Source organism: Novosphingopyxis sp. (assembly GCF_965218915.1).
Taxonomy (GTDB): Bacteria; Pseudomonadota; Alphaproteobacteria; order Sphingomonadales; family Sphingomonadaceae; genus Novosphingopyxis.
This window is the reverse complement of the sequence record NZ_OZ244708.1, coordinates 3,262,944-3,275,213: the sequence shown is the minus strand read 5'-3', so window position 1 is coordinate 3,275,213 and position 12,270 is coordinate 3,262,944. Positions and strand designations below refer to the sequence as shown.

Genomic DNA, 12,270 nt, shown 5'->3' with positions numbered 1-12,270 from the left:
AGAGTCCCGGACCGTTCCTGACGGCAGCCGGGCGGACGTTTAGCTCGCTAGCGCGAAAGCGGCCCCGTCTTCATCGTCATTGGCAGGGGCGATATTGGTTCTGTGGCGGCGGCATCGCGGGCGAGCGGCGTTAAGGGCTGGATGCGAGAATGATGACGTGAGTACCGCCATCGACAAGCGATGAACCCTCTTCAGTCGCATGGTCGAAACAGCCAGCGCGGTGGCGGCAAGCGCATCGAGATAGGTGGCGATTTCAACCGTGGTGAGCCACGCGGCCAGATCGGGGGCCGCAAAGCCGAGCATCCGGAGTCCATCGCCTTCGCCGCACCAGATAGCGAGAAGCAGCAGCCCGACAGCCATCGCCGCAACGACTAGATGATCGAAGCCGATCCGGTCGAACACCGCCGCCGGCCGTTCCACCAGCCAGCGATGCAGCGCGCGACCGACCGGGCTGTCGCCGGCGATTGCCATAGCGGCGCATAGCGCGAGAAACGCAGCCGCGATCATCGGGATACAACTATCATTGCAGTGTCGATGCCTTGGAACAGCTTCTTATGCAAGGGTCGCTGATTGGGCCGCTATAGTCTCGCCCACCGCGGGACGTCCCGCTTCGTCGCAAGTTTCGATGCTATGCCGCAATTCGAGCGTCCAATGAGCTTCTGGCCACTATATCTTCCAGGAGGTTCTGCCGATCAGCCAAACCGTTGGGCGACCACCCGGCCCTCACCCTCCCGGATTGGTCGGATCGTTGCTCGGGCCATTCCCGCCGCCCGGAATGCCGGGGGCGCCGACGGTGCCGATATTCCCGAACAGCTCCTCGAAAAAGCTGCGCTCGCGCCCGCGGGTCGGGGTCTTGTCGCCCTCGGGATTGATGCTCACGACCTGCTCCAGCCCGGTACGGTCGACCGCGGCGACGTTTCCGCTCGGATCGAACGTGATGTGCAGGATCGTCTGCGCGGTCGGGGTCGGCTCGGCGAAGGCGAGCTGGCGGGTGTTGCGCGACACGTAGAACCATTCCTCCTGGCCGAACTGGCTCTTGAACGTCGGGTCGCCGAGCGTGCCCTGAACGCTTTGCTTGTTGTCCACGCCCGGCTGGACCGAGCTGGCGAGCACCGGGTCCATGATGTAACCGCGGTGCGCCTGCAGCCGCCCGCAGGACGACGTGGCCAAGGCGATCGCGCCGAGCGCGGTCAGCTTCAGCAGGGTGTCGAATGTGGCGGGCATGCATACTCCGATATGGTCCGGCCCGGCGGACCGGGCTCGCTTTGAAAAAGCCCTGATGCCGGGCTGCCGCGTCGCCATTGCATCTCGCGCGCTGGATATCAATATTGCTGGCGAATGAGCGCGCGATGAACCGCGCCGATCACCAGCTCCGGGACATGCGAAAATGGGACTGATCCAGCGGATTTTCGGGGGCAAGGCCGATCCGTCGGCCGCGCTGCTGCCGCTTTACGAGCAGGTGGTGGCGCGCGCGCGCGCGCCGCACTGGTATGAGGAAGGCGCGGTTCCGGACACGATCGACGGGCGGTTCGACATGATCGCGGCGGTGCTTTCGCTGGTGCTGTTGCGACTCGAACCCGAAGAGAAGGCACGGCGGGAAAGCGTGTGGCTGACCGAATTGTTCGTGGCCGATATGGACGGACAACTGCGCCAGATCGGTATCGGCGACGTCAGCGTGGGCAAGCATATGGGCAAGATGATGAGCGCGCTCGGCGGGCGGCTCGGTGCCTACCGGCTGGCGCTGCCCAATGGCGGCACGCTGGGCGCGGCGATCCGCCGCAACATCTTTCGCGAGGAACCGGCGCCGGACGCGGGCGTGGCGCATGTCGCGCGCGAGATGCGGCTGCATGCCGATGCGCTGGCCGGGCTTTTTACCGACGCCCTGCTGTCCGGGCGGGCGCACTGGTGATCGGCGCGGCCGAAAACCAGCAAGCGGAATTCTCCCGCACCGCCAAGCTCGGCGAGCTGGGATCGCGTCCCCATGCGGCGACGCTGAAGGCCGGGCCGAACGAGCTTACGGCGCTGGCGGCGCGCTTCGATTGCTTGGTGCTGGACGCACTGACCGCCGATCTGGAGGCGGTGCGCACCGGCGAGACGGTGCGCGTGACCGGCCGCTTCGGCGCAAGCGGCGCGCAGCGCTGCGTCGCCACCGGCGATCCCGTGCCCTTCGCGCTGGACGAGCCGGTGGACCTGACCTTTCTGCCCTTGCCGCGTCCGGGCGACCCGGACGAGGAGGTGGAACTGGGCGAGGACGAGCTCGACACGCTGTTCCACGATGGCCGGATCGTCGATTGGGGCGAGGCGGTGGCGCAAAGCCTCGGCCTGGCGCTCGATCCCTATCCGCGCAGTCCGCAAGCCGCCGAGGTGCTGGCCGAAGCCGGCGTGAAAAGCGAGGACGAGGTGGAACCGATCGGCGCCCTGTCCGGCCTCAAGGCGCTGCTAGAGGGCCGCCAAATCTAGCCAACTATTTTGCCGTGAAAATTGGAGTGGAGCGAGAATTCAGGGGGGCAGGACTTCCCGCCCCCGCACTCCAAATTCTAAAAGGGAAATGCGCCCTGTGCAGGTGGTGCTTTCGGGAAGGTTTTACCCGTCATCACCTCGCTAATGCGTCCTTGGTTCGTCTCCAAAAGTGCAGCGACTTGATGCTGGTACAGTCTACGAACATCCACCAAATAGCGGATATGCGCAGCCATTTCCTCGGTGATCGCCGGAGACTGCTTTCTCTCTTTTGCCAAATTCTGTTCCTTCGCAATTTGCGAATGCAACGTTGACAAGGCGGGGCTTAGACTCCAATGAAACCAAGCTAGCTAGTCCGCGTTGCAATCGCGGTTTTCAGATCACCCTCGAGCGTTACAGCGCTCGGGGGTTTTCTGGTTAATGCTAAGAAAACACACTGTCGAATCTTATTTTGTTCTTTCCTGTGGACAACCCTCAGCAAGTCAACTCCCGCGCTGCCATTTGAGATACCGGCGCGCCACGCCGATCAGCCGCTCGCTGACGTGGGCCAGCGCGTGCTCCTGCGCGGCAAGTTTCGCGGCTTCGGCCCAGCTGGGATAGGGGAAGATCACCGCCATCAGCTTGGCCAGGCCCATGTTCTGGTTCATCGCGATGGTGAAGCTCGTCAGGATTTCCGCCGCGTTCGCAGCCACCACCACGGCGCCCAGAATCCTGTCGCCGCCGGGTTTGGTCAGCACCTTGATGAAACCCTCCGTTTCGCTCTCGGCCACCGCGCGTTCGAGTTCGCTCATCTCGAAGCGCGTCAGCTCATAGGCTATGCCCTGCTCCTTGGCGCTCGCCTCGTTCAGCCCCACGCTGGCGACCTCGGGCTCGGTATAGGTGGCGCGCGGCATCACCGGCTCGGCGGCGCTGGGGGTGTAGAAAGGCGCGAACAGCGCGCTGTAGCCAGCCTTCATCCCCTGAAATCCGGCGGCATGGGTGAACTGGAACGGTCCCGCGACATCGCCGGCGGCATAGATATGCGGCAGCGCGCTTTGCAGCTTGCCGTCGACGGCGATGGTTTTTTCCGTGTCGACGCCGATCGCTTCCAGCCCATAGCCCGACAGCCGTGCCTTGCGACCGATGCCGATCAGTAGCGCATCATAGATAAGGGTGACGTCGCCATCGGGGCCCTTGGCCACGAGGCGGCTCTGGCCATCCCGCTCGAACCGCAACGCTTCATGGCTGGCGAGCACCGTCACGCCCTCCGCTTCCATCCGTTCGCGGACGAGATTGGCGGCTTCGCCGTCCTCTTTGCCAAGCAGGCGCTCGGACTGCTCGACGACCGTGACCTGCGATCCGAGCCTTTGAAAACTCTGCGCCAGTTCACAGCCGATCGGCCCGCCGCCGATAATGACGAAGCGTTCGGGAATGGTCTGTCGTTCGGACATCGCATCCCACAGCGTTTCGCTGGTAAGATAGGCGCTGTCCTCGACGCCATCAATCGACGGGACGATCGGTTCGGAGCCGGTAGCCACGACGAAATGCCGGGCGGTGAGGCGGCTGAAGCCGCCGTGGTTCAGTTTGATCTCCACGGTCCACGGATCGACGAAGCGGGCATAACCACGCACCACATCGACGCCGTAACCCTCGAACGTCTCCTCGCTGTCATGCGGGCGGATCGCGTCGATCACGCCGCGTACCCGCGCCATCACCTCGGCGAAATCGATGGCCGGTTCGGCGTCCTTCAGCCCGTAACGGCTGGCCTCGCGCGCCGCCGCGGCGGCGCGGGCGCTTTTGATCAACGCCTTGCTCGGCACGCAGCCGGTGTTGAGGCAATCGCCGCCCATCTTGTGCGCCTCGATCAGCGTCACCTTTGCGCCCGCCTTGGCCGCCAGATAGGCCGCGGTCAGCCCGGCCGAGCCCGCGCCGATGACGATGACGTTGCGATCGAACTTTCGCGGCGCCGCAACGCCGTTGGCCCTAGGCCGCCGGATCGCCATAATCAGCACGACGAGCGCGCCGACGACGGTGCCGACAGGGGCCGCCGCGATCAGTACGCCGGTCAGAACGGCACTTCGTCGTCAAGATCGTCGGCGAAATCGCCGCCGTCCTGGTTCCAGCCGCCACCCGATCCGCCGCCGCCGCCGGAGGACGAACCGCCGCCCCCGCCGCCGCTGCCGCCCTGGTTCCAGCCGCCGCCTCCGCCGCCCGATCCGCCGCCGCTGCCGGGGGCGCCGTCGAGCATGGTCATCACCGCGCCGGGGCCGCTCAGCACGACTTCGGTCGAATAGCGGTCATTGCCCGACTGGTCCTGCCATTTGCGGGTCTGCAACTGGCCCTCGACGTAGATTTTCGATCCCTTGCGCAGATATTTCTCGGCCACGCCGACCAGCCCGTCGGACTTGATCGTCACCGTGTGCCACTCGGTACGCTCCTTGCGCTCCCCCGTCTGCCGGTCCTTCCAGTTCTCCGACGTGGCCATGCGCAGATTGCACAGGCGCCCGCCGTTCTGGAACGTCTTCACTTCGGGGTCCGCGCCCAGATTGCCGATCAGAATAACCTTGTTTACGCTGCCTGCCATGATTTTCTCCGAATTTGGCGCAGTCCAGCCCCGTTCCGTTCGCCCTGAGCCTGTCGAAGGGCCGTTCTGCTGCTTCGCGCTCGGTCTAGATAAAGGACAGGGCTTCGACAAGCTCAGCCCGAACGGTGCGGGGTGATTTTCGAAAATCCGGTCTACAATCCGGCGGCGCGGGCGAGCCAGAATGTGATGCCGGACATGATGTAGGCCAGCCCGAACAGATAGACCACCATGAACACCGGCCAGCGCCATCCGTTCGTCTCCCGCCGCGTCACCGCGATGGTCGAGACGCATTGCGGCGCGAACACGAACCACATCAGGAACGCCAGCGCGGTGGGCAGCGTCCAGTCGGCCGCCAGCCGGTCGCCCAAGACGGTAGTCCCTTCGTCGTCCTCGGCATCGATCGCGTAGACGGTGCCGAGCGCCGACACCGCGACCTCGCGCGCGGCCATCGCCGGGATCAGCGCCAGCGTGATGTCGCGGTTGAAACCGATCGGCTCCATTGCCGGCGTGATGCCGTTGGCAATGCGGCCGGCGACCGAATAATCGACCTGGCTGATGCCGCTATCGACCGGCGTTTTGGGAAAGCTCAGCAAGGCCCAGAGCAGGATCGTCGCGAAGAAGATGATCGTGCCCGCCCGGCGCATGAAGATCCAGGCGCGCTGGAACAGGCCGATGGCGACATCGCGGAGGCGCGGCAGCTGATATTTGGGCATTTCGATGAGGAAGCCCGAGCCGTCTCCCCTGGTCACGCTGCCCCGCAGGACCAGCGAAACGATCATCGCGCCGACGATCCCGAACAGGTATAGACCGAGCAGCACCAGCCCCTGCAGCCCGATGCCGGGACCGATCTTGCTGGCCGGGATGAACGATCCGATGATGATGGTGTAAACCGGCAGCCGCGCCGAGCAGGTCATCAGCGGGGCAACGAGGATGGTGGTCAACCGGTCCTTCTCGTCGCGGATCGAGCGCGTCGCCATGATGCCGGGAATGGCGCAGGCGAAGCTGGACAGCAGCGGGATGAAGCTGTGGCCCGACAGACCGACGCTGGCCATCATCCGGTCCATCACGAACGCGGCGCGGGTCATGTAACCCGTCGCCTCGAGCACCAGGATGAACAGGAACAGGATCAGGATCTGCGGCAGGAACACGATGACGGAGCCGACGCCCGCGATGACGCCGTCGACGAGGAAGGAACGGATCAACCCGCCGGGCAGCGCGCCGCCGACCAGGGCGCCCAGCCACTCCATGCCACCCTCGATCCAGCCGATCGGCGCCTCGGACCAGGCGAACACCGCCTGGAACATGACGAACAGCAGGCCGACGAGCACGACGAAGCCGGCGAGCGGGTGGAGCAGCACCGAATCGATGATCCGCGTCCACTGCCGCGTCGCGGTCTCGCTCTTGATCGCCGAACGGGCGAGCTTGTGCGCGCGGTTGGAGTAGAGCGCGAGCCGGTCCTCGTTGTCGAGATCGGCGGGGAGCGGGGCGTCGCTGCTGCCGCCCGCCAGCGCGGTCTCGATCGCCGCGCTGAGTTCGCCGAGGCCGCGCCTGCGGACCGCGACCGTGGGAACCACCGCCACGCCGAGCTCGGCGGCGAGATTGTCCGGATCGAGCTCCAGCCCGTCGCGCTTGGCGAGATCGACCATGTTGAGCGCCACCACCACCGGCAAGCCGAGATCGATCAGCTCCAGCGTGAAGCGCAGATGGTTGTCGAGATTGGACGCATCGACGACGACGACGATCGCGTCCGGCCGCCGCTGGCCTTCCAGCCGCCCGGTGACGACGTCGCGCGTGACCTTTTCATCCAGGCTGTGCGGTTTGAGGCTGTAGCTGCCCGGCAGGTCGACCATCTCGACCGGGCGGCCGTCGGACAGGAACAGCCGTCCCGATTTGCGCTCCACCGTCACCCCGGGATAATTGGCGATCTTCTGCCGCGCGCCGGTCAGCGCGTTGAACAGCGCGCTCTTGCCGGCATTGGGATTGCCCGCCAGCGCGACGAGTGGCTGGTGGACGGTCATCGGCGCGCCTCGCAGTCGATCGCCTCGGCATGGTGGGTGCGCAGCGCCACGGTCATGCGTCCGATGCGCACCGCGATCGGATCGCGCCAGAACAGCATGCCCTTGTGCAAGGTTTCGACGAACGCCCCGTGTTCGAAACCCAACGCGCGCAGCCGGCTGCCCTCCGCGGGGGGCAGCGAATCCCAGTCGATCGCGGCGATGCGGGCCGGGACGCGGCGTGGCAGATCGGACAGCTTCATGAAACTGCGACCAATTATCAATAACGGCGGGCTTTGGCCAGCGGGAAATGGTGACCTCCGAGATATCCGCCGTTGCGCGCGAAGCAATGCTTCGACAGACGTTACCCTCTCCTCTTGAGGGGAGAGGGAGCGAGACTGGGCAGCAAGCTGCCCAGTCGCAGCGGAGAGGGGCTTTCCGGCACGGACCATTGGTGGTTGGGCACGCCCCCTCTCCCAGCTTCGCTGGGCGCTAACGCGTCAAGCTCCGCTACCTCTCCCCTGAAGGAGAGAAATGAAGACGCGTCAGGCGTCCGCCCGCTGCTCCGCCATCGTCGGATAGTCGATATATCCTTCCGGTCCTTGGCTGTACCAGGTCGCCATCGTGCTCGTGTTAAGCTCGGCGCCGGCACGAAAACGCTCGACCAGATCGGGATTGGCCAAGAAGGTGCGGCCAAATGCGATGGCATCGGCGCGGCCCTCGTCCAAGGCCTTTTGCCCGTTCTCGGCGCCGTAATCGCTGTTGAGCACCAACGGCCCTTTGAACGCCTGACGGACCGCGGGGCTCTGCCTGGGCACGTCGGTGCGCCCGAAGGTGCCTTCGGGGCCGGGCTCGCGCAGTTCGAGGAAGGCGATACCGCGATCGCTCAGCAGCTTTGCGGCGTGGGTGAACAGCGGCTCGGGATCGCTGTCGTCCACCCCTTGCGAATCGCCGTTGGGCGACAGCCGAACCGCGACGCGGTCCGCGCCCCAGACCGAGATCAAGCGGTCGGTCACTTCGCCGAGCAGCCGCGTGCGGTTTTCAATGCTGCCGCCATAGTCGTCATCGCGGAAATTGGCGTTGTCGCGCAAAAACTGGTCGATCAGATAGCCATTGGCCGCGTGCAGCTGCACGCCGTCGAAGCCCGCTTTTTTCGCGTTGGCGGCGGCCAATTCGTAATCGCCCAGCAGGCGCGAAATCTCGACGAGGGCAAGCGGGCGCGCCTGTTCAAAGTCCTGCTTGCCTTCATAGGTGTGGGCTTGGCCCGGCGCGGTGGTGGCCGAACTGGAGACGGGCTGCTTGCCCTCGTTCAGGCTGCTATGGTGGATGCGGCCCATATGCCACAGCTGCGCGAAGATTTTGCCGCCCGCCTGGTGCACCGCGTCGGTGACCGGCTTCCACGCTTCGGTCTGTTCGCCCGTCCACAGGCCCGGCGCATAGGGCCAGCCGAGGCCTTCCGCGCTCATCCCCGTCGCCTCGCTGATGATCAGTCCCGCGCCCGCGCGCTGCGCGTAATATTCGGCCATCATCTCGGTCGGCACGTGGCGCTTGTTTGCGCGGCCGCGGGTGAGCGGGGCCATGAGGATGCGGTTCTTCGCCTCGATGGCGCCGAGGCGGATCGGATCGAACAGGCTGGCAGGCATGACTACTCCTTTTTGGTTTCGTATTGAAACCCAGCTAGGGGGCGGCCGTTCCTCGCGCAATCGAAGGAGTTCTTTGCATGCGCGCAGCGAAGCTTTATCCTCGCCGCATGGACCAGACCGAAATCGCCGCCCCGCCCCCGGACACAGCGCCGAACGACGCCACGCTGGATGAAATCCGCGCCGCGCTCGCCCCGCATCTGCCCGCGAACGCCGCGTTCGATGGCTGGACGCCGGAAGCGGTGGCGATGGCTGCGACGAGCACCGAGATCGATCCGGACATCGCCCGACTCGCCTTCAAGGGCGGTGCGATGGACATGATCGACGCCTGGATCGCTTGGACCGACGCCGAAATGGCGCGCCAGCTGCCGCCCGAAAAGCTGGACGCGATGAAAATCCGCGAGAAAATCCAGGCGATGATCGAGGCGCGGCTCGCCGTCGCCGCGCCCGACAAGGAGGCGCTGCGCCGCGCGATGGCGGTGCAGGCGATGCCGCAGAACCTGCCGCGCACCGCGAAGATCGCCTGGCGCACGGCCGACCGGATGTGGCGCATGGCGGGCGACACCGCCACCGATTACAATCACTACACCAAGCGCGCGATCCTGACCGGCGTCTACGGCTCCACTTTGGCGGTGTTCCTGGACGACGACAGCGAGGATTATGCCGAGACCCGTGCCTTCCTCGCGCGGCGAATCGAGAATGTCATGCAGTTCGAGAAAGCGAAGGCGCAGTGGACCGGCAAGGGCCGCGACCGGCTGAGCCTGTCGCGCTTCATCGGCCGCCTGCGCTACCCCGCGCGCTAAGCGGGGCGGTCAAGCATGGCAGGACCTCTCAGCGGCATCCGCATCATCGAGCTCGCCGGGATCGGCCCGGGGCCCTTTTGCGGGATGATGCTCGCCGATCACGGCGCCGAGGTGATCCGGGTGGAACGGATCGGCGGTCGGCTGCGGGCAACCGATCCTTTGTCACGCTCGCGCAAGTCGATCGCGGTCGACATGAAGTCGCCGCAGGGCGTGGCGCTGATCCGCGAGCTGGCGCGCACCGCCGACGGGCTGATCGAGGGCTTCCGCCCCGGCGTGACCGAGCGGCTGGGCCTCGGCCCGGAGGTGCTCATCGCCGACAATCCAAAGCTCGTCTACGGCCGCATGACCGGTTGGGGCCAGACCGGCCCCTATGCACAGGCCGCCGGGCACGACATCAATTATATCGCGCTGTCGGGCGCGCTCCACACGATCGGGCGGCCCGGCATGAAACCGACCCCGCCGGTCAATTATCTCGGCGATTTCGGCGGCGGCGGCATGATGCTCGCTTTCGGGATGGTCAGCGCGCTGCTCGCGGTGAGGAACGGCGGCGCGGGCCAGGTGATCGACTGCGCGATGACCGACGGATCGGCGGTGCTGACCGGCATGACCTGGGGCTTCAAGGCGGCGGGGATGTGGAAGGACGAGGCGGGCGTGAACCTGCTCGATACCGGCGCGCATTTCTACGACACGTTCGCCTGCGCCGACGGCAAGTTCATCTCGATCGGCTCGATCGAACCGCAATTCTATGCGCTGCTGCGCGAAACTTTGGGGCTGGCGGACGACGCCGCTTTCGACGCGCAGATGGACCCGTCGCAATGGCCCGCGCTGAAGGAAAAGCTCGGCGCGATCTTCGCATCGAAACCGCGCGATCACTGGTGCGATCTGATGGAGGCCACCGATATCTGCTTCGCCCCCGTGCTGTCGCTCGCGGACGCGCCCGATCATCCGCATAACAAGGCGCGCGGCACTTATATCGAGGTCGCCGGCGTAACGCAGCCCGCGCCCGCGCCGCGCTACAGCAAGACGCCAACCGATCCGCCGCGGCCCGCCCCAAAAGTGGGCGCGGACAGCGATGGTCTGCTCGGCGAACTTGGCTATGGCACGGATAGGATCGCGGAGCTGCGCGCAACGGGCACGATCGGCTGAGGAGAGAGACGAAGCATGAGCGAAGCGCCGACCCTGCATCCCGTTTCCCACGCCCTGACCGATCCGGCCCGGCCCGCCTATATCATGGCGGCGACCGGCGAGGCCGTCAGCTACGCCGAGCTCGATGCGCGCGCCAATCGCGGCGCGCGGCTGATCCGCTCGCTGGGCCTGAAGCGCGGCGACGGCATGGCGGTGATGATGGACAATTCGCCGCGCTATCTGGAGATCATGTGGGCGGCCGAGCGCACCGGCGTCTATTGCACCTGCATCTCGTCCAAGCTCAATCCGGCCGAGGCGGACTATATCATCCGCGACGGCGATTGCCGCGTGCTGATCGCCGGCAAGGGCGTCGCTTCGGTCGCCGCCGAACTGCTGGGGCTGATCGGGGATGTCGATCGTTACATGGTCGACGGCACGATCCCGGGCTATCGCTCCTATGAAGATGCGCGCGATAGGCACTCGCCCGCGCCGCTCGACGATCCGCAATCCGGTGGCATCATGCTCTATTCGTCGGGCACCACCGGCAGGCCGAAGGGCGTCAAGCACCCGCTGAGCGAGGAGCCTTTCGGCACCAATGTCTCGCCGCTGGTGATGCTCGGGCGGGCGCTTTATGGCTTCACGCCTGAGATGGTCTATCTCTCGCCGGCCCCGCTCTACCATGCCGCGCCGCTGCGCTGGTCGATGGCGGTGCAGCAGCTCGGCGGGACGGTGGTGGTGATGGACCGCTTCGATGCCGGGGAAGCGCTGCGCCTGATCGAGCGTTACAGAATCACCCATGCGCAATGGGTGCCGACGCATTTCATCCGCATGCTCAAACTGCCCGACGACGTCCGCGCGCGCCACGACATGGCGAGCCTCAAGGCAGTATGGCACGCCGCGGCACCCTGCCCGATCCCGGTCAAGCAGGCGATGATTGACTGGTGGGGGCCGATCGTCGGCGAATATTATGCCGGGACCGAGGGCAACGGCTTCTGCGCCATCTCCAGCGCCGAATGGCTGGAGCACAAGGGCTCGGTCGGCCGCAACCTGACCTCGCAGACCCGGATCGTCGGCGAGGACGGCGAAGTGCTGCCCGCGCGCGCGGAAGGCACGGTCTATTTCGCCGAAGCGCCGCCGTTCGAATATCACAACGACACGCAAAAGACCGCCGAGGCGACCAACGGCAAGGGCTGGACCACGCTGGGCGATGTCGGCTGGATGGACGAGGAGGGCTATCTCTACCTCACGGACCGCAAGAGTTTCATGATCATCTCGGGCGGGGTCAACATCTATCCGCAGGAGATCGAGAACCTGCTGGTCACCCATCCCGCCGTCGCCGATGTCGCGGTGATCGGCGCGCCGCATGAGGAAATGGGCGAGGAGGTGGTCGCGATCATCCGCCCGGCCGATCCGGCGGCGGACCGCGATGCGCTGGCCGCCGAACTGGGCAGTTTCGTCCGCGCGCATCTCAGCCGCGTCAAGGCGCCGCGCCGCTATGATTTCCGCGCCGAACTGCCGCGCGCCGAGACCGGCAAGCTCTACAAGCGCCTGCTGCGCGACGAATATCGGGGCAAGGCGTGAACGGCGGACGTTGACCTTAGCGCCCGCCGGCACCGGTCAGTTTTGCCGCCTGTTCCCGGTTCCACGCGGTGCGCGCGGGGATTTTGTCAAGGTTGATGCGGTCCTTG

General features: G+C 65.9%; 13 protein-coding genes. 5 read left to right on the top strand and 8 right to left on the bottom strand.

The genetic code is table 11. The annotated features are described in order from the left end of the window. Positions 1–39 precede the first annotated feature (39 nt). Entirely contained in the window at positions 40–507 is a 468-nt protein-coding gene (locus tag ACOQPC_RS15500; protein WP_420606600.1) for a hypothetical protein, read from the bottom strand. Positions 508–723: 216 nt separating this feature from the next. After that, positions 724–1,224 carry an outer membrane protein assembly factor BamE gene (locus ACOQPC_RS15495; protein WP_420606599.1) on the bottom strand — a complete coding sequence of 167 codons (501 nt, stop codon included), beginning with the start codon at positions 1,222–1,224 and terminating at the stop codon, positions 724–726. 163 nt (positions 1,225–1,387) lie between these two features. Here ACOQPC_RS15495 and ACOQPC_RS15490 point away from each other — a divergent pair, with 163 nt between their 5' ends. Together ACOQPC_RS15490 and ACOQPC_RS15485 are read left to right on the top strand one after the other, a co-directional pair. Further along, entirely contained in the window at positions 1,388–1,909 is a 522-nt protein-coding gene (locus ACOQPC_RS15490) for a ubiquinol-cytochrome C chaperone family protein (RefSeq protein WP_420606598.1), read from the top strand. Further along, entirely contained in the window at positions 1,906–2,460 is a 555-nt protein-coding gene (locus tag ACOQPC_RS15485; RefSeq protein ID WP_420606597.1) for a YceD family protein, read from the top strand. The genes ACOQPC_RS15490 and ACOQPC_RS15485 overlap by 4 nt, the downstream gene beginning before the upstream one ends. A 77-nt stretch (positions 2,461–2,537) precedes the next feature. On the opposite strand, the gene ACOQPC_RS15480 is transcribed toward ACOQPC_RS15485, so the two are convergent. The 6 genes from ACOQPC_RS15480 to ACOQPC_RS15455 all read right to left on the bottom strand — a co-directional run bounded on the left by ACOQPC_RS15480 (position 2,538) and on the right by ACOQPC_RS15455 (position 8,657). Next, the gene (locus ACOQPC_RS15480) at positions 2,538–2,735 is read right to left on the bottom strand and encodes a hypothetical protein (RefSeq protein ID WP_420606596.1); all 198 of its coding nucleotides are present in this window, start codon (positions 2,733–2,735) and stop codon (positions 2,538–2,540) included. Between the two features lie 204 nt (positions 2,736–2,939). Beyond that, the gene (locus ACOQPC_RS15475) at positions 2,940–4,439 is read right to left on the bottom strand and encodes a dihydrolipoyl dehydrogenase family protein (protein WP_420608167.1); all 1,500 of its coding nucleotides are present in this window, start codon (positions 4,437–4,439) and stop codon (positions 2,940–2,942) included. A 62-nt stretch (positions 4,440–4,501) separates the two neighbouring features. After that, positions 4,502–5,020: a single-stranded DNA-binding protein gene (gene ssb, locus ACOQPC_RS15470; RefSeq protein WP_420606595.1), complete on the bottom strand. Its 519-nt coding sequence runs from the start codon at positions 5,018–5,020 to the stop codon at positions 4,502–4,504. Positions 5,021–5,172: 152 nt separating this feature from the next. Continuing rightward, positions 5,173–7,038, bottom strand: a complete 1,866-nt coding sequence (gene feoB, locus ACOQPC_RS15465) for a ferrous iron transporter B (protein WP_420606594.1) — start codon at positions 7,036–7,038, stop codon at positions 5,173–5,175. Beyond that, positions 7,035–7,277 carry a FeoA family protein gene (locus ACOQPC_RS15460; RefSeq protein WP_420606593.1) on the bottom strand — a complete coding sequence of 81 codons (243 nt, stop codon included), beginning with the start codon at positions 7,275–7,277 and terminating at the stop codon, positions 7,035–7,037. Before ACOQPC_RS15460 ends, feoB begins: the two co-directional genes overlap by 4 nt. A gap of 282 nt (positions 7,278–7,559) precedes the next feature. After that, positions 7,560–8,657 carry an alkene reductase gene (locus tag ACOQPC_RS15455; protein ID WP_420606592.1) on the bottom strand — a complete coding sequence of 366 codons (1,098 nt, stop codon included), beginning with the start codon at positions 8,655–8,657 and terminating at the stop codon, positions 7,560–7,562. A 107-nt stretch (positions 8,658–8,764) separates the two neighbouring features. On the opposite strand from ACOQPC_RS15455, the gene ACOQPC_RS15450 reads away from it, so the two are divergent. From ACOQPC_RS15450 to ACOQPC_RS15440, 3 genes are read left to right on the top strand one after another with little or no spacing between them, the layout of a single operon-like run. Further along, a complete protein-coding gene (locus ACOQPC_RS15450; protein ID WP_420608166.1) occupies positions 8,765–9,457 on the top strand; it encodes a COQ9 family protein in 693 nt (230 codons plus the stop codon). 15 nt (positions 9,458–9,472) lie between these two features. Beyond that, the gene (locus tag ACOQPC_RS15445; protein ID WP_420606591.1) at positions 9,473–10,603 is read left to right on the top strand and encodes a CaiB/BaiF CoA transferase family protein; all 1,131 of its coding nucleotides are present in this window, start codon (positions 9,473–9,475) and stop codon (positions 10,601–10,603) included. 15 nt (positions 10,604–10,618) lie between these two features. Further along, positions 10,619–12,163: an acyl-CoA synthetase gene (locus tag ACOQPC_RS15440; RefSeq protein ID WP_420606590.1), complete on the top strand. Its 1,545-nt coding sequence runs from the start codon at positions 10,619–10,621 to the stop codon at positions 12,161–12,163. The last annotated feature ends 107 nt before the right edge of the window (positions 12,164–12,270 follow it).